General features: G+C 59.6%; 34 protein-coding genes and 1 tRNA gene. 33 read left to right on the top strand and 2 right to left on the bottom strand.

Translation table 11 applies throughout. The features are described from left to right. Positions 1-33 precede the first annotated feature (33 nt). The 31 genes from rpsJ to BM194_RS07615 all read left to right on the top strand — a co-directional run bounded on the left by rpsJ (position 34) and on the right by BM194_RS07615 (position 14,900). Positions 34-345 carry a 30S ribosomal protein S10 gene (gene rpsJ / locus BM194_RS07760; RefSeq protein ID WP_011505728.1) on the top strand — a complete coding sequence of 104 codons (312 nt, stop codon included), beginning with the start codon at positions 34-36 and terminating at the stop codon, positions 343-345. Between the two features lie 140 nt (positions 346-485). Beyond that, complete coding sequence (gene rplC, locus BM194_RS07755) at positions 486-1,124, top strand: 50S ribosomal protein L3 (protein ID WP_092845413.1); 639 nt, start codon at positions 486-488, stop codon at positions 1,122-1,124. 13 nt (positions 1,125-1,137) lie between these two features. Continuing rightward, positions 1,138-1,743 carry a 50S ribosomal protein L4 gene (gene rplD / locus BM194_RS07750; RefSeq protein WP_092845411.1) on the top strand — a complete coding sequence of 202 codons (606 nt, stop codon included), beginning with the start codon at positions 1,138-1,140 and terminating at the stop codon, positions 1,741-1,743. Then, positions 1,740-2,036 (top strand): 50S ribosomal protein L23, encoded by a 297-nt coding sequence (gene rplW, locus BM194_RS07745; RefSeq protein ID WP_019020541.1) that lies wholly within the window; start codon positions 1,740-1,742, stop codon positions 2,034-2,036. Before rplD ends, rplW begins: the two co-directional genes overlap by 4 nt. 17 nt (positions 2,037-2,053) lie before the next feature. Further along, the gene (gene rplB, locus BM194_RS07740; RefSeq protein ID WP_092845409.1) at positions 2,054-2,881 is read left to right on the top strand and encodes a 50S ribosomal protein L2; all 828 of its coding nucleotides are present in this window, start codon (positions 2,054-2,056) and stop codon (positions 2,879-2,881) included. 22 nt (positions 2,882-2,903) lie between these two features. Then, positions 2,904-3,179, top strand: coding sequence for a 30S ribosomal protein S19 (rpsS, locus tag BM194_RS07735; RefSeq protein ID WP_072824351.1), 276 nt, complete (start codon positions 2,904-2,906; stop codon positions 3,177-3,179). An 18-nt stretch (positions 3,180-3,197) separates the two neighbouring features. Further along, a complete protein-coding gene (rplV, locus tag BM194_RS07730; RefSeq protein WP_019020538.1) occupies positions 3,198-3,530 on the top strand; it encodes a 50S ribosomal protein L22 in 333 nt (110 codons plus the stop codon). Between the two features lie 11 nt (positions 3,531-3,541). Continuing rightward, complete coding sequence (gene rpsC, locus BM194_RS07725) at positions 3,542-4,243, top strand: 30S ribosomal protein S3 (RefSeq protein ID WP_092845407.1); 702 nt, start codon at positions 3,542-3,544, stop codon at positions 4,241-4,243. A 15-nt stretch (positions 4,244-4,258) separates the two neighbouring features. Continuing rightward, complete coding sequence (rplP, locus tag BM194_RS07720; protein WP_092845405.1) at positions 4,259-4,672, top strand: 50S ribosomal protein L16; 414 nt, start codon at positions 4,259-4,261, stop codon at positions 4,670-4,672. Then, on the top strand, positions 4,672-4,863 hold the full coding sequence (gene rpmC, locus BM194_RS07715; protein ID WP_019020535.1) for a 50S ribosomal protein L29: 192 nt from the start codon (positions 4,672-4,674) through the stop codon (positions 4,861-4,863). Before rplP ends, rpmC begins: the two co-directional genes overlap by 1 nt. Position 4,864: 1 nt before the next feature. Continuing rightward, positions 4,865-5,125, top strand: coding sequence for a 30S ribosomal protein S17 (rpsQ, locus tag BM194_RS07710; protein ID WP_092845403.1), 261 nt, complete (start codon positions 4,865-4,867; stop codon positions 5,123-5,125). A 54-nt stretch (positions 5,126-5,179) separates the two neighbouring features. Continuing rightward, positions 5,180-5,551 carry a 50S ribosomal protein L14 gene (rplN, locus tag BM194_RS07705; protein ID WP_019020533.1) on the top strand — a complete coding sequence of 124 codons (372 nt, stop codon included), beginning with the start codon at positions 5,180-5,182 and terminating at the stop codon, positions 5,549-5,551. 14 nt (positions 5,552-5,565) lie between these two features. After that, the gene (gene rplX / locus BM194_RS07700; protein WP_092845401.1) at positions 5,566-5,883 is read left to right on the top strand and encodes a 50S ribosomal protein L24; all 318 of its coding nucleotides are present in this window, start codon (positions 5,566-5,568) and stop codon (positions 5,881-5,883) included. Between the two features lie 18 nt (positions 5,884-5,901). Beyond that, positions 5,902-6,441 (top strand): 50S ribosomal protein L5, encoded by a 540-nt coding sequence (gene rplE / locus BM194_RS07695; protein ID WP_092845399.1) that lies wholly within the window; start codon positions 5,902-5,904, stop codon positions 6,439-6,441. Positions 6,442-6,451: 10 nt separating this feature from the next. Further along, entirely contained in the window at positions 6,452-6,757 is a 306-nt protein-coding gene (gene rpsN / locus BM194_RS07690) for a 30S ribosomal protein S14 (protein ID WP_092845397.1), read from the top strand. 30 nt (positions 6,758-6,787) lie between these two features. Beyond that, the gene (gene rpsH / locus BM194_RS07685) at positions 6,788-7,180 is read left to right on the top strand and encodes a 30S ribosomal protein S8 (protein ID WP_092845395.1); all 393 of its coding nucleotides are present in this window, start codon (positions 6,788-6,790) and stop codon (positions 7,178-7,180) included. A gap of 9 nt (positions 7,181-7,189) precedes the next feature. Beyond that, entirely contained in the window at positions 7,190-7,720 is a 531-nt protein-coding gene (gene rplF, locus BM194_RS07680) for a 50S ribosomal protein L6 (RefSeq protein ID WP_092845393.1), read from the top strand. 9 nt (positions 7,721-7,729) lie between these two features. Continuing rightward, on the top strand, positions 7,730-8,080 hold the full coding sequence (gene rplR / locus BM194_RS07675; RefSeq protein ID WP_092845391.1) for a 50S ribosomal protein L18: 351 nt from the start codon (positions 7,730-7,732) through the stop codon (positions 8,078-8,080). Positions 8,081-8,091: 11 nt separating this feature from the next. Beyond that, entirely contained in the window at positions 8,092-8,592 is a 501-nt protein-coding gene (gene rpsE, locus BM194_RS07670; protein WP_092845389.1) for a 30S ribosomal protein S5, read from the top strand. A 6-nt stretch (positions 8,593-8,598) separates the two neighbouring features. Then, positions 8,599-8,781 carry a 50S ribosomal protein L30 gene (gene rpmD, locus BM194_RS07665; RefSeq protein WP_019020525.1) on the top strand — a complete coding sequence of 61 codons (183 nt, stop codon included), beginning with the start codon at positions 8,599-8,601 and terminating at the stop codon, positions 8,779-8,781. A gap of 3 nt (positions 8,782-8,784) precedes the next feature. Next, on the top strand, positions 8,785-9,219 hold the full coding sequence (gene rplO, locus BM194_RS07660; protein ID WP_092845387.1) for a 50S ribosomal protein L15: 435 nt from the start codon (positions 8,785-8,787) through the stop codon (positions 9,217-9,219). Next, entirely contained in the window at positions 9,220-10,551 is a 1,332-nt protein-coding gene (gene secY, locus BM194_RS07655; protein ID WP_092845385.1) for a preprotein translocase subunit SecY, read from the top strand. A 30-nt stretch (positions 10,552-10,581) separates the two neighbouring features. Further along, positions 10,582-10,695, top strand: a complete 114-nt coding sequence (gene rpmJ / locus BM194_RS07650) for a 50S ribosomal protein L36 (protein WP_009099023.1) — start codon at positions 10,582-10,584, stop codon at positions 10,693-10,695. 119 nt (positions 10,696-10,814) lie between these two features. Further along, the gene (gene rpsM / locus BM194_RS07645) at positions 10,815-11,171 is read left to right on the top strand and encodes a 30S ribosomal protein S13 (protein ID WP_092845383.1); all 357 of its coding nucleotides are present in this window, start codon (positions 10,815-10,817) and stop codon (positions 11,169-11,171) included. Positions 11,172-11,210: 39 nt separating this feature from the next. Continuing rightward, entirely contained in the window at positions 11,211-11,597 is a 387-nt protein-coding gene (gene rpsK / locus BM194_RS07640; RefSeq protein WP_011505752.1) for a 30S ribosomal protein S11, read from the top strand. A gap of 12 nt (positions 11,598-11,609) precedes the next feature. Beyond that, positions 11,610-12,230, top strand: coding sequence for a 30S ribosomal protein S4 (gene rpsD, locus BM194_RS07635; RefSeq protein WP_092845381.1), 621 nt, complete (start codon positions 11,610-11,612; stop codon positions 12,228-12,230). Between the two features lie 85 nt (positions 12,231-12,315). Continuing rightward, positions 12,316-13,314 (top strand): DNA-directed RNA polymerase subunit alpha, encoded by a 999-nt coding sequence (locus BM194_RS07630; RefSeq protein ID WP_092845379.1) that lies wholly within the window; start codon positions 12,316-12,318, stop codon positions 13,312-13,314. A gap of 39 nt (positions 13,315-13,353) precedes the next feature. Continuing rightward, the gene (rplQ, locus tag BM194_RS07625; RefSeq protein WP_092845377.1) at positions 13,354-13,740 is read left to right on the top strand and encodes a 50S ribosomal protein L17; all 387 of its coding nucleotides are present in this window, start codon (positions 13,354-13,356) and stop codon (positions 13,738-13,740) included. A 256-nt stretch (positions 13,741-13,996) separates the two neighbouring features. After that, entirely contained in the window at positions 13,997-14,164 is a 168-nt protein-coding gene (locus tag BM194_RS20615; RefSeq protein WP_177223365.1) for a hypothetical protein, read from the top strand. Between the two features lie 67 nt (positions 14,165-14,231). Beyond that, positions 14,232-14,307 (top strand) — tRNA-Thr (locus BM194_RS07620). Between the two features lie 266 nt (positions 14,308-14,573). After that, positions 14,574-14,900 (top strand): YnfA family protein, encoded by a 327-nt coding sequence (locus tag BM194_RS07615; RefSeq protein ID WP_092845509.1) that lies wholly within the window; start codon positions 14,574-14,576, stop codon positions 14,898-14,900. Between the two features lie 90 nt (positions 14,901-14,990). Here the strand turns inward: BM194_RS07615 and arsB are convergent, their stop codons facing one another. Both arsB and chrA read right to left on the bottom strand, forming a co-directional pair. Continuing rightward, positions 14,991-16,007: an ACR3 family arsenite efflux transporter gene (gene arsB / locus BM194_RS07610; RefSeq protein WP_092845375.1), complete on the bottom strand. Its 1,017-nt coding sequence runs from the start codon at positions 16,005-16,007 to the stop codon at positions 14,991-14,993. A 115-nt stretch (positions 16,008-16,122) separates the two neighbouring features. Further along, complete coding sequence (gene chrA / locus BM194_RS07605; RefSeq protein WP_218155379.1) at positions 16,123-17,286, bottom strand: chromate efflux transporter; 1,164 nt, start codon at positions 17,284-17,286, stop codon at positions 16,123-16,125. Between the two features lie 275 nt (positions 17,287-17,561). Here chrA and thpD point away from each other — a divergent pair, with 275 nt between their 5' ends. Both thpD and BM194_RS07595 read left to right on the top strand, forming a co-directional pair. Continuing rightward, positions 17,562-18,500 carry an ectoine hydroxylase gene (thpD, locus tag BM194_RS07600; protein WP_092845373.1) on the top strand — a complete coding sequence of 313 codons (939 nt, stop codon included), beginning with the start codon at positions 17,562-17,564 and terminating at the stop codon, positions 18,498-18,500. A gap of 134 nt (positions 18,501-18,634) precedes the next feature. Further along, on the top strand, positions 18,635-19,315 hold the full coding sequence (locus BM194_RS07595) for a fumarylacetoacetate hydrolase family protein (protein ID WP_092845371.1): 681 nt from the start codon (positions 18,635-18,637) through the stop codon (positions 19,313-19,315). Positions 19,316-19,343: the final 28 nt, after the last annotated feature.

The following is a 19,343-nucleotide window of genomic DNA, read 5'->3' as shown; positions in this document are numbered from 1 at the left end:
AAGGCCGTCGACATCCATTGGAGTTTAGGGCTAATGCAGAACCAGAAGATTCGCATTCGGTTGAAAGCCTTCGACCATCGCCTGATCGATCAGTCCGCCCAGGAAATCGTGGATACCGCGAAGCGGACGGGTGCTCAGGTGCGTGGGCCGATCCCGCTGCCGACCAATCGTGAGCGTTATACCGTGCTGATTTCTCCGCACGTCAACAAGGACGCGCGTGATCAGTACGAGATCCGCACTCACAAGCGCGTGCTCGATATCGTCGAGCCGACGGAAAAGACCGTCGATGCGCTGATGAAACTCGACCTCGCCGCTGGCGTGGACGTACAGATCAAGCTCGACTAACCCACACTAGACACTTGCGGCAGGCTGCCAAGGGCAGCATCGTCGCCACGCCGGGATGGCGTCACACAATGTGCTAGTGGAATGCTCTGGAAAGGGCAGCCATAGCGGGTGATAGCCCCGTACACTATAGGAGACTGAACATGACTATCGGTTTGGTCGGTAAGAAGAGCGGCATGACCCGTGTCTTCACCGAAGATGGCGCATCCGTGCCCGTAACCGTTATCGAGGTTGAGCCTAATCGCGTGACTCGCGTCAAGAGCGTCGAAACCGACGGTTATAGCGCGATTCAGGTAACAACCGGCTCCCGCAAGTCCAAGCACCTGACCAAGGCGGCTGCAGGCCAGTACGCCAAGGCGGGTGTCGAGGCTGGTCGTTCACTGATGGAGTTTCGCCTGACCGAAGGCGAGGAAGCTCCGGAAGTGGGTGGCGAACTCACCGTATCCCTCTTTGAAGCTGGTCAGTTGATCGACGTGACCGGTACGTCCAAGGGTAAAGGTTACCAGGGTGCCGTTAAGCGCTGGAACTTCCGTACCCAGGATATGACCCACGGCAACTCTCTGTCGCATCGTGCGCCTGGCTCCATCGGTCAGTGTCAGACCCCCGGTCGCGTATTCAAGGGCAAGAAGATGGCCGGTCAGCTCGGTAACGAGCGCGTGACCGTGCAGAGCCTGGAAATCGTGCGCGTCGATGCCGAACGCAATCTGCTGCTCGTCAAGGGCGCTATTCCCGGTGCGCCGGGCAGCGACGTGATCGTTCGCAGTGCCGTGAAAGCTCGCTGAGGGGTAATTACCGATGAATCTGAATCTTGCAGGTGCTGGCGGTACCGTCGAAGTCGCCGACGCAACCTTTGGCAAAGAATTCAATGAAGCGCTGGTTCACCAGGTGGTCACAGCCTATCTGGCTGGTGGGCGTCAGGGGACCCGTGCCCAGAAGACGCGCTCTGAAGTCAGCGGTGGTGGCAAGAAGCCCTGGCGTCAGAAGGGCACCGGCCGTGCGCGTGCCGGTACCATCCGTTCTCCGCTGTGGCGCAGCGGTGGTGTGACTTTCGCGGCACGTCCGCAGGATTACACCCAGAAGGTCAACCGCAAGATGTATCGTGCGGCGATGCGCTCGATTCTCTCCGAGCTGGTCCGTCAGGAGCGCCTGGTGGCCGTCGAGGAGTTCGCCGTCGACGCACCGAAGACCAAGCAGCTGGTTGCCAAGCTCAAAGAACTTGACCTGGAGAAAGTGCTTATCGTCACCGAGGAAGTCGACGAGAAGCTCTATCTGGCCGCTCGCAACATTCCCAACGTGGATGTCGTGGATGTCGCCGCTGCCGATCCGGTGAGGCTGGTTGCCTTTGACAAGGTGCTGGTCACCGTCTCCGCCCTGCGCAAATTCGAGGAGAAGTTGGCATGAACCAGGAACGCGTATTCAAGGTTCTGCTCGGCCCGCACATGACCGAGAAGGCCGCATTCGCCGCCGAAAACAACCAGTACGTGTTCAAGGTGGCCCAGGACGCAACCAAGCCCGAGATCAAGAAGGCCGTCGAGGCTCTCTTCGGCAAGAAGGTCGATCGGGTCCAGGTCCTGAACATGAAGGGCAAGACCAAGCGCACCGTGCATGGCACGGGTCTGCGCAAGGGCTACCGCAAGGCCTATGTCACGCTGGCCGCGGGTGAAACCCTCGAAGACTTCTCTGGCGCCGAATAAGGGCAGGAGTACGGATCATGGCAGTAGTTAAGACCAAACCCACATCCGCCGGTCGCCGCCACGTCGTCAAGATCGTCGGCGAGGAGCTGTATAAGGGCCGCGCCTATGCGCCGCTGCTCGAAAAGCAGTCCAAGTCCGGTGGCCGTAACAATAACGGTCGTATCACCACCCGCCATGTGGGCGGTGGTCACCGTCAGCACTACCGTCTGGTCGACTTCAAGCGCAACAAGGATGGCGTTCCCGCCATCGTCGAGCGCCTCGAGTACGACCCGAACCGCAGCGCGCACATCGCACTGCTGAAATACCTGGACGGCGAGCGTCGCTACATCATCGCGCCCAAGGGCGTGCGTGCAGGTGACCAGCTCGAGTCAGGCGTTAACGCAGCGATCAAGAAGGGCAACTGCCTGCCGCTGCGCAATATTCCGGTGGGCTCCACCGTTCACTGCATCGAGCTCAAGCCCGGAAAGGGTGCGCAGGTCGCTCGCAGTGCCGGTGCCAGCGCCCAGCTGGTCGCTCGCGAAGGCAACTACGCCACTGTGCGTCTGCGCTCTGGTGAGATGCGCAAGGTGCTGGCCGAGTGCCGTGCCACCCTTGGCGAAGTGAGCAACTCAGAGCACAGCCTCCGTCAACTCGGCAAGGCCGGTGCCAAACGCTGGCGCGGTGTGCGTCCGACTGTTCGCGGTGTTGCGATGAACCCGGTGGACCACCCGCATGGTGGTGGTGAAGGCCGCACCAGCGGTGGCCGTCACCCGGTCACGCCGTGGGGTGTCCCCACCAAGGGGCACAAGACCCGTAAGAACAAGCGCACCGATAAGCTGATCGTTCGTCGCCGCAAGGCCAAGTAACAGACTTTAAGAGGTAACGGCTGTGCCACGTTCACTGAAGAAAGGTCCTTTCATTGACCTTCATCTGCTGAAGAAGGTTGAGACTGCAGTGGAGAAGAACGACCGCAAACCGATCAAGACCTGGTCGCGTCGTTCCATGATCCTGCCCAACATGGTCGGGCTCACCATTGCCGTCCATAACGGTCGCCAACACGTCCCGGTGCATGTCTCCGAGGAAATGGTTGGCCACAAGCTGGGCGAATTCGCTGCTACCCGCACCTATCGCGGTCATGCGGCGGACAAGAAAGCCAAACGGTAAGCCAGAGAGGATTGAGAGATGGAAGTCACAGCTAAGCTGCGTGGCGCTCGTTTATCCGCCCAGAAGGCCCGTTTGGTGGCTGACCAGGTGCGCGGTAAACCGGTCGCCGAGGCGCTCGACCTGCTGGCCTTCTCACCGAAGAAGGCTGCCAAGCTGGTCAAGAAAGTGCTTCAGTCCGCCATTGCGAACGCGGAAGAAAATAACGGCATGGACATCGACGAGCTGCGTGTCTCGACCATCTGCGTCGATGAGGGCATGACGCTCAAGCGCATCCAGCCGCGCGCCAAGGGCCGTGCGGATCGCATTTTGAAGCGCACCTGCCACATCACCGTCAAGGTAGCCGAGAAGTAGGAGTCGACCAGATGGGTCAGAAAGTAAATCCGACAGGCATTCGGCTGGGTATCGTCAAGGACCACACTTCGGTCTGGTATGCCGAGCGCGGTGCTTATGCCGACAAGCTGAACAACGATCTCGAAGTGCGTCGCTTCCTGGAGCAGCGTCTTAAGAACGCTTCCGTGAGCCGCATCACCATCGAGCGTCCCGCTAACAACGCCCGCATCACCATCCACACGGCTCGTCCGGGGATCGTGATCGGCAAGAAGGGTGAAGACGTCGACCGTCTGCGTCGCGAAGTCACCGAGATGATGGGCGTGCCCGTTCACGTCAACATCGAGGAAGTCCGCAAGCCGGAGCTCGACGCAGCCCTCGTCGCCCAGAACATTGCCGGCCAGCTCGAGCGCCGCGTGATGTTCCGCCGCGCCATGAAGCGCTCTGTCCAGAACGCCATGCGTCTGGGCGCCGGTGGTATCAAGGTGCAGCTGTCCGGCCGTCTCGGTGGTGCGGAAATCGCACGTACCGAGTGGTATCGCGAAGGTCGTGTGCCGCTGCACACCCTGCGCGCGGATATCGACTACGCGACCTATGAAGCTCACACCACTTATGGCGTGATCGGCGTCAAGGTGTGGATCTTCAAGGGTGAAATCCTCGGGGGCATCGAAGAGGTGCGTGCCAAGCAGAAGCAGCCGCAAGGCCAGCCCGCGCCCAAGAAGAAAGGTTCCAAGTAAGGGGAGATGTAGTCGATGTTGCAACCCAAGCGTACTAAATTCCGCAAGGTGCAGAAGGGCCGCAACCGTGGCCTGGCGCATCGCGGAAGCAAGGTGAGCTTCGGCGAGTACGGTCTCAAGGCCACGGGTCGCGGTCGCATCACTGCCCGTCAGATCGAAGCCGGTCGTCGTGCCATCACGCGTCACGTCAAGCGTGGCGGCAAGATCTGGATCCGCGTCTTCCCGGACAAGCCGATTACCAACAAGCCCCTGGAAGTCCGTATGGGTAAGGGTAAGGGCTCCGTCGAGTACTGGGTCGCCCAGATTCAGCCGGGCAAGGTGCTCTACGAAATCGAAGGCGTATCCGAGGAGCTGGCGCGCGAAGCGTTCTCCCTGGCCGCTCAGAAGATGCCCGTATCCACCACCTTTGTGAAACGGACGGTGATGTGATGAAAGCCCAGGAAATTCGTGAAAAGTCGGTCGAAGCGCTGCAAGAGCAGCTCTTCGAACTCCTCCGCGAGCAGTTCAACCTGCGCATGCAGAAGGCCACTGGCCAGCTGAGCCAGACTCATCTGCTCAAGCAGGTACGCCGGGATATCGCCCGCGTAAAGACTGTGCTCAACGAGAAGGCAGGTGACTGAGATGGCCGAAGAGAAAAAAGCCCGTACGCTCACCGGCAAGGTGGTGAGCGACAAGATGGACAAGTCCATCGTCGTTATGATCGAGCGCCGCGAGCGTCATCCGATCTATGGCAAATACGTGAAGCGCTCCACCAAGCTGCACGCCCATGACGAGGCGAACCAGGCAAAGCAGGGCGACATGGTGTCCATCGCGGAATGCCGCCCGCTCTCGAAGAAGAAGGCCTGGACGCTGGTCGAGGTGGTCGAACAGGCCAAGGGCTGAGTTCGTTACCAGCCTCGAGAGCCAGTGCAGCCAGATTAGGTTTGGAGAAAACCGATGATTCAGACACAGACAATGCTGGATGTCGCCGACAACAGCGGCGCGCGCCGGGTGCAGTGCATCAAGGTGTTGGGCGGTTCACATCGCCGTTACGCCCGCGTGGGTGACATCATCAAGGTAACAGTGAAGGAAGCCATTCCGCGTGGCAAGGTCAAGAAAGGCCAGGTCATGAAAGCGGTCGTGGTGCGCACGCGCAGCGGTATCCGTCGTCCCGACGGCTCGCTGATTCGCTTCGATGGAAATGCGGCGGTTTTGTTGAACAATACCAACGAACAGCCGGTCGGCACCCGTATCTTCGGGCCGGTAACTCGTGAGCTTCGTACCGAGAAGTTCATGAAGATCATTTCCTTGGCGCCTGAAGTGCTGTAAGGAGCGAGGCGGATATGCAAAAGATCAAACGTGACGATGAAGTGATCGTCATCGCCGGCAAGGACAAGGGTAAGCGTGGCACGATCAAGCGCGTCCTCAAGGACGGTCGCTATGTCGTGTCGGGTGTGAACATGATCAAGCGTCACACCAAGCCCAACCCCATGCTGGGCAACCAGGGGGGTATCGTCGAGCGCGAGGCTCCGATTCACGCGTCCAACGTGGCCATCTTCAATGCGGAGACCGGCAAAGCGGATCGCGTCGGCTTCCAGATTTCGGAAGACGGTACCAAGGTACGTATCTACAAGTCGACGCAGAAGCAGATCGACGCCTAACGCGAGTCGGATAGCAAAATGGCGAACTTGAAAGAACGTTATCAGAACGAGGTGGTGGCTCAACTCCAAGAGCAGTTCAGCTACGCCAACGTGATGCAGGTGCCCCGGATCACCAAGGTGACCCTGAACATGGGTATCGGCGACGCGACCAGCGACAAGAAGCTGATCGATAATGCCATCGGTGACCTGGAGAAGCTTTCCGGTCAGAAGCCGATGGTGACCAAGGCGCGCAAATCCATCGCTGGCTTCAAGGTCCGCGAAGGATGGCCGATCGGCATCAAGGTGACCCTGCGCCGCGAGCGTATGTGGGACTTCCTGGATCGCCTGGTCAACATCGCGATTCCCCGTGTACGCGACTTCCGTGGTTTGAACCCGAAGTCGTTTGATGGGCGTGGCAACTATTCCATGGGTGTGCGTGAGCAGATCATCTTCCCCGAGCTCGAGTATGATAAAATCGATCGGATTCGTGGGTTGGATGTCACTATCACCACCACTGCCAACAGCGATGAAGAAGGCCGTGCGCTGCTGAGCGCGCTGAACTTCCCGTTCAAGAAATAAGGGTGGGATCATGGCAAAGAAAAGCATGATAGAGCGTGAGCTCAAGCGCGCGAAGCTGGCCGACAAGTATGCCGCCAAGCGTGCCGAGCTCAAGGCCATTATCAACAGCGTTGACTCTTCTGATGAAGAGCGCTTCGACGCACAGCTCAAGCTGCAGTCGTTGCCGCGCGACTCCAGCCCGGTTCGTCGGCGCAACCGCTGCCGCGTAACCGGCCGTCCGCACGGCTTCTACAACAAGTTCGGGCTGGCCCGTAACAAGCTGCGTGAAGCCGCCATGCGTGGCGACGTTCCCGGACTCAAGAAGTCCAGCTGGTAACGCCACGTCGAGAATCAGGAGCGCAACGTAATGAGCATGCAAGATACTCTAGCGGATATGTTCACCCGTATCCGCAATGCGCAGATGGCCACCAAGGAGGCGGTTTCCATGCCGTCTTCCAAGCTCAAGGTCGAGGTGGCCCGCGTACTTAAGGAAGAGGGCTACATCAGCGACTTCGCTGTCGCCGAAGGTGCCAAGCCCGAACTGTCCGTCACCCTCAAGTATTTCGAGGGCAAGCCGGTCATCGAGCACATCCAGCGTGTGTCCAAGCCTTCCCTGCGCCAGTACAAGGGCAAGGATGCGCTGCCGAAAGTCGCCGATGGCCTGGGTGTCGCGATCGTTTCCACCTCCAAGGGCGTGATGACCGATCGTGCGGCACGTCATGCTGGTGTCGGTGGTGAAGTCCTCTGCACCGTATTCTAGGAGTTTGGAATGTCCCGCGTAGCCAAATATCCGGTTAAATTGCCGAACGGCGTCGAGGTCAAGCTCGACGGCGATCAGCTCTCCGTCAAGGGTGGTCAGGGCACGCTGAGCATGACCGTCCATCACGACGTGGTGGTCGGTCAGGAAGAAGGTCAGCTGACCTTCGCGCCGAGCGAGACCGCCAAGAGCTGGGCGATGGCCGGCACTACCCGTGCACTGGTCCAGAACATGGTCACCGGTGTCTCCGAGGGCTTCAGCAAGTCCCTCGAGATCAATGGCGTCGGCTATCGTGCCCAGGCAAGTGGCAAGACGCTCAACCTGACACTCGGCTTCTCGCACCCGGTCGAATATACGCTGCCTGAAGGTGTCACGGCGGAAACGCCCAAGAACACCATTATCGTGCTGAAGAGCGCGGACAAGCAGCAGCTCGGCCAGGTCGCGGCGGAAATTCGTGCCTTCCGTCCGCCCGAACCCTACAAGGGCAAGGGTATCCGGTATGGTGACGAGCAGGTCCGTCGCAAAGAAGCCAAGAAGAAGTAAGGCAGGGTTATGAACGCGAAGAAAGAATCTCGTCTCCGTCGTGCCCGCCGTGCTCGCGCCAAGATTCGCGAGCTGGGCGTGTATCGCCTGTGCGTCAACCGTACCCCGCGTCACATCTACGCGCAGATCATCTCGCCGGATGGTGGCAAGGTGCTCGCCAGCGCTTCCACGCTGGACAAGAGCCTGCGCGAAGGTGGTACCGGTAACTCCGACGCCGCCGCCAAGGTGGGTGCGCTGATTGCAGAGCGCGCCAAGGAAGCAGGCATCACTCAGGTAGCCTTCGATCGCGCCGGTTTCAAGTACCACGGTCGCGTCAAGGCCCTGGCCGACGCCGCTCGTGAAGGCGGCCTGGAATTCTAAAGGGTTTTACGATGGCGAAGAACGAACAGAACGGCGGAGATCTGCAAGAGAAGTTGGTGCAGGTCAACCGCGTCGCCAAGGTGGTCAAGGGGGGCCGTATCTTCGGCTTTACCGCTCTGACCGTCGTTGGTGACGGCAACGGTCGTGTTGGCTTCGGTCGTGGCAAGGCGCGTGAAGTGCCGGTCGCGATCCAGAAGGCTATGGACCAGGCGCGTCGCAACATGATCAAGGTCAGCCTCAAGGGCAGCACGCTGCAGTACCCGGTCAAGGCCCGTCACGGTGCCTCCAAGGTCTACATGCAGCCGGCTTCCGAAGGTACCGGGATCATCGCTGGCGGCGCCATGCGCTCCGTACTCGAACTGGCGGGCGTCCATGACGTCCTGGCCAAGTGCTACGGTTCCACCAACCCGGTGAACGTGGTGCGTGCGACCATCAATGGTCTCTCCTCCATGCAGTCTCCGGATGACATCGCCGCCAAGCGCGGCCTGTCCGTCGAAGAGATCGCGGGGTAAGGCACCATGGCAGCAAAGATCAAGGTAACTCAGACCCGTAGCACCATCGGCGTTTTGGAAAAGCACAAGGCCACCATGAAGGGTCTTGGACTGCGTCGCATCGGTCATACGGTCGAACTGGAAGACACCCCTGCCGTACGCGGTATGGTGAACAAGGTCAACTACCTTGTACGTGTTGAGGGAGAGTAACCCATGAAACTCAATAGCCTGAGCCCGGCACCGGGCTCCAAGCACGCCGAGAAGCGTGTCGGTCGCGGCATTGGTTCTGGCCTGGGCAAGACCGGTGGTCGTGGCCACAAGGGTCAGACCTCGCGTTCCGGCGGCAGCATCAAGCCTGGCTTCGAAGGCGGTCAGATGCCGTTGCAGCGTCGTCTGCCGAAGTTCGGCTTTACTTCCATGAAGTCCCTGGAGTCCGAGGAAGTTCGCCTGGCCGAGCTGGCTAAGGTCGAGGGCGACGTGGTCGACCTGGAGACGCTGAAGAAAGCCAACGTGCTCAAGGATGCCACTCGCTATGCAAAGGTCATCCTCTCCGGCGAACTGAACAAGGCGGTTACCGTTCGTGGGCTCAAGGTCACCAAGGGTGCCCGTGCCGCGATCGAAGCTGCTGGCGGCAAGGTAGAGGACTAAATGGCTAAGTCAGGAAACATGCCGGCCATGGGAAGCGGGCTGAGTGAACTTTGGGCGCGCCTGCGCTTCGTGTTCCTGGCCATCGTCGTGTACCGCATCGGTGCACACATTCCCGTGCCTGGCATCAATCCTGACCAGCTCGCTGCCTTATTCAGGGAAAATCAGGGCACCATCCTGAGCCTGTTCAACATGTTCTCGGGTGGTGCACTGGAGCGCATGAGTATCCTCGCGCTGGGCATCATGCCCTATATCTCCGCGTCGATCATCATGCAGCTCCTGACTGCGACCTCGCCTCAGCTCGAGCAGCTGAAGAAGGAAGGTGAGGCCGGCCGTCGCAAGATCAGTCAGTACACGCGCTATGGCACGGTGGTACTGGCTCTGATTCAAGCGACAGGCATGGCAGTTGGTCTGGTCGGGCAAGGCGTGACCTATACCAGCGATTTCAGCTTCTACTTCACGGCGATCGTATCTTTCGTCGCCGGTGCAGTGTTCCTGATGTGGCTGGGTGAGCAGATCACCGAGAAGGGGATCGGCAACGGGATTTCCCTGATCATTTTTGCGGGCATCGTTGCAGGGTTGCCCAGTGCGATCGGTCAGTCCTTCGAACTGGCCCGTAATGATGGTGCATGGAACGTATTGCCGCTGCTGGCACTGACAGTGCTGGCGATCGCCACCGTAGCGTTCGTGGTATTCATCGAGCGCGGTCAACGCCGCATCACGGTGAATTATCCTCGTCGCCAAGTGGGTAACAAGATGTATGCCGGGCAGAGCAGCTATCTCCCGCTCAAGGTCAACATGGCTGGTGTCATTCCGGCGATCTTTGCCTCGAGTATCCTGCTGTTCCCTGCGTCTATCGGCCAGTGGGTCGGTTCGGCGGAAGGCTTCCAGTGGTTGCAGGCGGCTTCTCAGTCGCTGGCTCCAGGGCAGCCGCTGTACATCTTGCTTTTCGCAGCGGCGGTGGTATTCTTCTGCTTCTTTTACACAGCGCTGGTCTTCAATCCCAAGGATGTGGCCGACAACCTCAAGAAGTCGGGCGCCTTCCTTCCGGGTATCCGTCCCGGCGAGCAGACTGCTCGCTATGTCGACAAGGTCATGACCCGTCTGACACTGTTCGGTGCCCTTTACATCACCGCGGTTTCCCTGATGCCCCAGTTCCTCGTTGTGGCCTGGCAGGTACCCTTCTACTTCGGCGGTACTTCCCTGCTCATCGTGGTCGTGGTCATCATGGATTTCATGGCTCAGGTGCAGTCGCATCTCATGTCGCACCAGTACGAGTCGGTGATGAAGAAGTCCAACCTGAAAGGCTACGGTAGCGGCGGCATCATGCGCTAAGGCGCAGCCGGCCGCGTAATGGAGAGAACGATGAAAGTTCGAGCTTCCGTCAAGAAAATGTGCCGTAACTGCAAGATCATTCGACGTAATGGCGCGGTTCGCGTCATCTGCATCGAACCGCGGCACAAGCAGCGCCAGGGTTAAACCCTGGGCTGAAGCGGGCGCCGGCATACCCCCTTGTCCTCATTGGGACAAAGGGGTATGCTATTGCGCCTTTTGTAGATGACCAATCGAGCAAGCCGCTCAAATTTCGGAGTAAGCTGATGGCCCGTATTGCAGGCGTCAATATCCCGGACAACAAGCATGCGGCGATCTCGCTGACCTATATCTTCGGGATTGGCCGTACTCGCGCGCAGGAAATCTGTGCAGCAGCCGGCATTGCGCCGACCACCAAGATTCAGGAGCTTTCCAGCGACGAACTGGATACGCTGCGTGCTGAAGTCGGCAAATATACCGTTGAAGGCGACCTTCGTCGTGATGTGACCTTGAACATCAAGCGTCTCATGGACTTGGGTTGCTACCGTGGTCTGCGCCATCGTCGTGGTCTTCCGCTGCGTGGTCAGCGTACCAAGACCAACGCGCGCACCCGTAAGGGACCGCGTAAGCCGATTCGTAAATAACACGCACGTTCTGGCGTTTAGACAGGAAGAAACATCAACATGGCTAACCCGCGTAGTAACCGTAAAAAGGTTAAAAAGCAGGTCGTGGATGCGGTTGCCCACATCCACGCCTCTTTTAACAACACGATCGTGACGATCACAGACCGCCAGGGCAATGCGCTCTCTTGGGCGACTGCCGGTGGTTCGGGTTTTCGTGGTTCTCGCAAGAGCACCCCGTTCGCTGCCCAAGTGGCAAGCGAGCGTGCAGCGACTGCTGCAGCCGAGTATGGTGTGAAAAACGTAGACGTGCTGGTCAAGGGCCCCGGTCCTGGCCGTGAGTCCGCCGTGCGCGCACTGAATGCCGCCGGCTTCCGCGTGCAAAGCATCACCGACGCGACGCCCGTTCCCCATAACGGCTGCCGTCCGCCGAAGAAACGCCGCGTTTAAGGAGACAGACTCATGGCTCGTTATATTGGACCGAAGTGCAAACTGTCTCGTCGCGAGGGTACCGACCTCTTTCTGAAGAGCGGTGTCACTCCCTTCGAGAAGAAGTGCAAATCCGAACAGATTCCGGGTGTGCACGGCCAGCGTCGTCAGCGTCTTTCCGACTACGGCTTGCAGCTTCGCGAGAAGCAGAAAGTACGTCGCATCTACGGCGTACTCGAGAAGCAGTTCCGCAACTACTACAAGGAAGCGGCCCGCATGAAGGGCGCGACCGGCGAGCTGTTGCTGCAGCTTCTCGAATCCCGACTGGACAATGTCGTCTATCGCATGGGCTTTGGCGCCACGCGTGCGGAAGCACGTCAGCTGGTCAGCCACAAGGCGATCACCGTCAACGGCCGCACCGTTAACGTGGCGTCCTACCAGGTCAAGCCTGGTGACGTCGTTGCCGTGCGCGAGAAGGCCAAGAACCAGGCACGTATCCAGCATGCCCTGCAATTGGCCGGTCAGCGTGGCGATATCGCCTGGATCGATGTCGATTCCAAGAAGATGGAAGGCACTTTCAAGGCTGTCCCGGAACGCGGCGATTTGTCTGCCGACATCAACGAAAACCTGATTGTCGAGCTGTACTCGAAGTAATCGCGCCGCCGCGTGATGCCGGGCCTGAACTGCAGGCCCGGCCGAGAGTACCGAGTATCCGTTTGGCAGCCTGAAAGGTGTACATATGCAGCGTTCAGTGACAGAGTTTCTCCGTCCTCGCGACATCAAGGTCGAAGAGATCAACGCGCACCACGCGAAGATCGTGCTCGAGCCGTTCGAGCGCGGCTTCGGTCACACCCTGGGGAATGCTCTGCGTCGCATCCTGCTGTCTTCCATGCCCGGCTGTGCGGTCGTGGAAGCCGAGATCGCCGGTGTCGATCACGAATACAGCGCGATCGAGGGCGTACAGGAAGATGTTATCGAGATCCTCCTGAATCTCAAGGACGTGGCTATCAAGATGCATAGCCGCGACGAGGCCGTGCTGACGCTGAACAAGCAGGGCCCCAGTGTCGTGACCGCTGGCGATATCGCTACCGACCACGACGTGGAGATCGTCAATCCCGAGCACGTGATCGCCCACGTCAACGAAGGCGCCGAGCTGAAGATGCAGCTCAAGATCGCCCGTGGACGCGGTTACGAGCCTGCGGATACCCGTGCTGACGCGGAAGACGAGACCCGGGCCATCGGCCGTCTGCAGCTTGATGCGACCTTCAGCCCCGTGCGTCGTGTTTCCTATGCCGTCGAAGCGGCGCGTGTCGAACAGCGCACCGACCTCGACAAGCTGGTCATCGACCTGGAAACCGACGGTACCCTGGATCCCGAAGAGGCCATCCGTCGCAGTGCCACCATCCTGCAAGAGCAGTTGGCAGCATTCGTCGACCTGGAAGCCGACAAGGAACAGGAGATCGAGGAGGAGGAGGATCACATCGATCCCATCCTGCTGCGCCCCGTAGACGATCTCGAGTTGACCGTCCGCAGTGCCAATTGCCTCAAGGCCGAGAATATCTATTACATCGGTGATCTGATTCAGCGTACCGAAGTCGAGCTGTTGAAGACCCCGAATCTCGGCAAGAAGTCCCTGAACGAGATCAAGGATGTATTGGCAGCACGTGGTCTTTCCTTGGGCATGCGGCTTGAAAACTGGCCGCCCTCAAGCCTGAAGGACGATAAGGCCTCTGCGTGAGCGTCGACTCGAGTCCCAGTTTGGTAAGGAACTACAACCATGCGTCATCGTAAGAGTGGTCGTCACCTGAATCGTACCAGCTCGCACCGCCAGGCCATGTTCAAGAACATGTGCGTGTCGCTGGTCGAGCATGAAGTAATCAAGACTACCCTGCCCAAGGCCAAGGAACTGCGTCGTCATATCGAGCCGCTGATCACCTTGGCCAAGCAGGACAGTGTCGCCAACCGTCGTCTGGCTTTCAGCCGTACCCGCTCCAAGGAAGCGGTCGGCAAGCTTTTCGACCAGTTGGGTCCGCGCTACGCCAACCGTCCTGGTGGTTACGTGCGTGTCCTGAAGTGCGGTTACCGCACTGGCGACAATGCCCCCATGGCTTACGTCGAACTGGTTGACCGCCCGGTCACTGGTGAGGTAGCCAGCGAGGAGTGATCCTCACGTGCCTGGATAATCCCAGTCACGATGAAAAGCCGGCCATGGGCCGGCTTTTTTTGTGCTTGCGTTCCGTCCTGAGCAGCGCTGGCGCCCTACGCTTGTCCGCGTTGGCATTACAAAGCCTTGCATTAAGTTACCTTGATGCCAAATATTTATCGCCTGCCGCCAAGCCTCGTGGTGGCAACGTTTGATAAGCTATTGCCTGCCTTACGGGACAAGAGCGACCAGTAGCAAGCATGGAGATCAGGGAATCATGACGGAGCTTGAGCAGGAGGAAGCGCGGCTAGCGGGGACTGATGCCGAAGCCTACCTTCGGCTGGCCAACGCGATGAGCGAAGCCGGCATTTCCTCGGTAACACCAGCCTATCTGCGCAAGCTGGCCGAAAAGCTGCGTCAGGAAAGTGAGGATCAGGCCGATTGAGCCGGCCAGTTCACGCCCGGTTCAGGGCTTGTTGAATGGCTCGTTCGACCGTTATCATCGCTTGCGCGCCGGCGTAGCTCAGCTGGTAGAGCAACGCACTCGTAATGCGTAGGTCGGTGGTTCGAGTCCACTCGCCGGCACCAGGACCCAGTAAAGCCGCTGCTGCAGATCTGTTCTGCTCAGCGGTTTTCTTTTTAACGACGAACTATGCTCGTGCTGTTCCTGTCGCTGTGGCGACTCCGCACTGCCTTGGGAGGTCTCAAGTCCAAGGCCTGGTGGCGTATCTGCGGGTCTCGGCAGCACTGGTACTGCTGAGCGCATTGATGGCCCTGAAGCTGCCGCGAGACCGTACTGAAAGTACCGAGGCCACCTGATAGGCTGGCGGGAAAGCCTGCCCTCGGAACCGATGATGCCGACACCCTTGATCTATCTTGCTGCCGCGATTGCCGAGATTGCCGGCTGCTTCGCTTTCTGGTCCTGGTGGCGCCTGGACAGGTCAATGGGGTGGCTGGTCCCTGGCATGGCGAGCCTGGTCCTGTTCGCCTGGCTGCTGAGCCTGGTGGACAGCGACTATGCAGGACGCGCCTATGCTGCGTATGGCGGTATTTACATTATCACGTCATTGTTCTGGCTGTGGCTGGTCGAGCAGCGTCAGCCGGACCGTTGGGACCTGCTCGGTGCCAGCCTATGCCTGGTTGGGGCGGCGGTGATCCTGCTCGGGCCGAGAAGTGGCTGACCTCACGGCCAGGCATTTCCCGTGAGGTATCGCGTAGTTCGTGTCAGGCACGCGGTTAATACCTACTCTTTGCCGCTCTTCCGCCGTAGATCAGGCGAACCAGTGACGCGTACGGTTGGCGAACCATACCAGAGAAAGCATGACAGGCACTTCGACAAGTACGCCGACCACGGTGGCCAAGGCGGCACCAGAGTGCAGGCCGAACAAGGAAATAGCGACTGCCACGGCTAGCTCGAAGAAATTGGACGTCCCGATCATGCAGGCCGGTGCGGCAATGCTATGGGGCAGTTGAAGCCACCTGGCCCCCGCATAGGCAAGGGCAAAGATGCCATAGGTCTGAATTAATAGCGGAATGGCGATCAGACCGATCACAGCGGGGTGGGTCAGTATCGTTTCCGCCTGGAAACCGAACAGCATTACGACCGTGCCTACCAGGCCAAGCATGACCCACGGCTTGAGACGAGCAGTAAATGCACCGACACGGCTAGCGCCTCCCTGGCGGGTCAGGGTGCGGCGAGTCATTACGCCAGCTGCCAGGGGCAGTACGATATATAACACTACCGATAACAGCAGTGTCTGCCATGGCACGGTAATGTCTGTGGCTCCCAGCAGGAAGGCAGCGATGGGCGCAAAGGCGAAGATCATGATCAGGTCATTTACCGAGACCTGCACCAAGGTGTAGTTGGCATCGCCCTTGGTGAGCTGACTCCAGATGAACACCATGGCCGTGCATGGCGCAACCCCCAGCAAGATCATGCCGGCAATGTATTCATTGGCCGAGTCGGGATCGACGAAGGGGGCAAACAGGTGATGGAAGAACAGTACGCCCAGACCGGCCATGGTGAAAGGCTTGATCAGCCAGTTTACTGTCAGGGTCAGGAAGAGTCCCTTGGGGCGTTTGCCGACGTCACGGATCGAGGCAAAATCGACCTGAACCATCATCGGGTAAATCATTATCCAGATGAGTACGGCCACCACCAGGTTGACGTGGGCAACCTCGATAGCGGCCAGTGCCTGGAAGAGCCCCGGGAAGATATTACCCAGCAATACCCCGGCAACAATACCCAGGCCTACCCAGACGGAGAGAAAACGTTCGAAGATTCCCATGGAGCCAATCTCGTGGTGGTCTCATGAATGAAGGTAATACTTGAAAGGAGTGTTGGGCGACAAGGCATGTGTTATGCCATAGGTAACAATTGCGGCTCTACCATTGGCTACAGCGCTATGCCACGCCGAACTCGGACAGGACCAGCCCGGTCAGTGGAGCGATGAGTACCACGGCCCACAGCGGAAGGCGCGCGAGGTGCAACAGCGCCCAGAGGAACACGACAACCGCCATGGTGGCCGGGCCAGTCACCGCCGAGACGAACACCGGTGCGTATAGGGCGGCAAGAAGCAGGCCCACGGTGGCTGCGACGACCCATGCCAGCGCTCCCGCCAGGCGAGGAGTCTGCCGCAAGCGTTCCCAGACCGGCAGAATGGCCATCAGCAGCAGCCACCCGGGCAGGAAGATGGCGATCAGCGCCACCAGGCCTGAAAGCAGCGAGCCTTCTAGCGCGCTGCCGAGATACGCGGCGAACGAGAACATCGGCCCGGGCACAGCTTGTGCCAGGCTGTAACCAGCCAGGAATGTATCCTCGCTCATGCCATCGCGAATGAGTGGCTGGGCATCGAGCAGCGGCAGCACGACATGACCGCCGCCGAACACCAGTGCGCCGGCGCGATAGAAGGCATCGAAGACCGCCAGCTCGCCATCGGCATTCAACCAGGGCAAAAGCAGCAGCAGCCCGGCAAAGAGCAGCAAGTACAGGGCGCCGAGGCGGGACAAGGGTTGGGAGGCGCCTTGTCGTGGCAATGGCGTGATGGGTCTTGAGGCGCCGATGACGGCGGCCAGGGCGATAGCTGCCAATTGCGTCGCCATGCCTGGCCATAGCCATATCGCAACTGCCGTGAGCAGGGCCATGCCCTGTCGGGAGCGGTCCGGACAGCCACTGGCATACAGCTTGCTGACAGCATCCGCGACCACAGCCACGGCAAGCAACTTGAGGCCGTGCAGGGCGGCATCGAGTGCACCATTCAATTCCGCCTGGGCAAGCCACAGCCCGGCGACCAGCATCAACACGGCGGAGGGAAGGGTGAAGCCGAGAAAGGCGACAAGGCTGCCTGCCACACCTGCCCGCCGGTAGCCGATCGCCATGCCCATCTGGCTGCTGGCCGGGCCGGGAAGAAACTGGCACAGCGCCATCAGCTCCGCATAGTCACGGGCTTCGATCCAGCGTGTCTCGTCGACGAAGCGGCGATGAAAATAGCCCATATGAGCCGCTGGCCCGCCAAAGCTCATGCAGCCAAGCTTGAAGAATTCCGAGAAGATGAGGGCGATGGACATAAGGCTCGCCTGGTTGGCCTGGGGTTGAAAATACCTTATCAGGATCGCATGAGAATATTGCAATCAGATGAGCCGCCTCTGGTTGCAAATTACTATTTGTCATTTAGGATAAATGGCGCTCAAGCCACAGGATCCTCTATCGAAACAAGACACGGCAGTTCATGGCACCCTATGAACACTGCTGGTAACGCAAAACTCGCCAGCGCGCTTTTCCTAGCGTGCCAAATGCCGGACTGGACCTGAACCTGATCACAAACTTTTCTGGAGGTGATTGGATGTCAGTACAGACCGCATCCCCATCCCGGGTCGCTACAGCACCCGATCGACGTGATAACTATCCCACCCGTCTTGCCCGTCCCATGGATCTACCCTGGCTTCAGCGCCAGGAAGCGGTGGTCAAGGGCAAGGCCGAGGATGGCCCGCTCAGTCAGGAAAAACTCGACGATTTCGCGCGCAACGGTTTTCTATTCGAGCCCAATTTTCTGTCTACTGATGAAGTCGCCATACTGCGCGACGAACTCAAGGTACTGCTCGATAACGACGCCTATCGCGGCAAGGACTTCAGCATCACCGAGCCCGACAGTCAGGAAATTCGTTCGCTGTTTGCCGTGCATTTCCTGTCGCAGCGATTCGCGAGCCTGGCCAATGACGAGCGCCTGACCGGTCGTGTCCGTCAGATTCTCGGTGGCGAAACGTACGTTCACCAATCACGCATCAACTACAAGCCGGGCTTCCAGGGCAAGGGCTTCAACTGGCACTCGGACTTCGAGACCTGGCACGCCGAGGATGGCATGCCGGCCATGCACGCGGTGAGTGCGTCCATCGTGCTGACCGACAACCACCATTTCAACGGCCCGCTGATGCTGATTCCCGGGTCGCACAAGGTCTTCGTGCCTTGCCTGGGCGAAACCCCGGATGATCACCACAAGCAGTCGCTGAAGACCCAGGAGTTCGGTGTCCCTGGCCCTGAGGCACTGGAGCGCCTGATCGAGGCCAACGGCATCGAGGCGCCGACGGGGTCCGCCGGCGGCCTGCTACTGTTCGACTGCAACACGCTGCATGGCTCCAATGCCAATATGTCGCCCGACCCGCGCAGCAACGTGTTCTTCGTCTACAATCGCGTGGACAACGTTTGTCGCGAGCCTTTCGGGGCGCGTCGGCGTCGCCCCTCCTTCCTGGCCCACGCGCCGGACGAAAAATGGAAGCCGGCATAACGCAAGACGGTGCGTAGCAAGCGTCATTGCGGCCCCTGTAGGGGCCGCATGTGTTTTGGGTCACGCTATCCTGCATGTCAGGCCAGGTATGCGGTAGACTCTTCCGACCGCCTACCGTGTCATAGGAGTCCCGAATGCCGTTCGTGCCGCGTTTTACCGATGGCCAACTGATGGGCCAGCCGCTGGGCAAGATCGTCTGCGTTGGTCGCAACTATGCCGAGCACGCCAAGGAGCTCAACAATCCGGTTCCCAGTGCCCCGATTCTCTTCATCAAGCCGGCAACCAGCGCCACGGTACTGGAAGAGACCGTCGAGGCTCCCTTCGAGCGGGGCGATGTGCATTTCGAAACCGAGCTGGCACTGCTGATCGGCGAAACGCTCAAGGAGGCCACGCCGGAGTCCGCGGAACGTGCCGTGGTCGGGGTCGGGCTGGCGCTCGACCTGACACTGCGCGACGTGCAGTCGCGTCTCAAGGAGAAAGGGCACCCGTGGGAAATCGCCAAGGGCTTCGATGGCGCGTGCCCGCTGTCGTCGTTCGCCGTGTTACGCGATGTGCCTGACTGGCGCGCCTTGCGCTTCAGCCTGGATATCGACGGCGAACGCCGCCAGACCGGGGATAGCGGCGACATGCTGTTTGCCGTGCCCGAGCTGCTTGCCGAGATGAGTCGTCACTTTACGCTATCGCCGGGTGACGTGGTGCTGACCGGTACGCCGGCCGGTGTCGGGCCGCTGCCGCGCAATGCCGAGCTGCACTTGGTCCTGCAGGGAAGCGATAGCCAGGCGGGACTGGATTTCGTGACCCGAACTGGCGCCTGACGTCCAGGCCACATCGCCAAACGCCAGC

This window comes from Modicisalibacter xianhensis, assembly GCF_900113605.1.
Taxonomy (GTDB): domain Bacteria; phylum Pseudomonadota; class Gammaproteobacteria; order Pseudomonadales; family Halomonadaceae; genus Modicisalibacter; species Modicisalibacter xianhensis.
The sequence above is the reverse complement of the archived record's forward strand: the minus strand, read 5'-3'. Positions and strand labels throughout refer to the sequence as shown.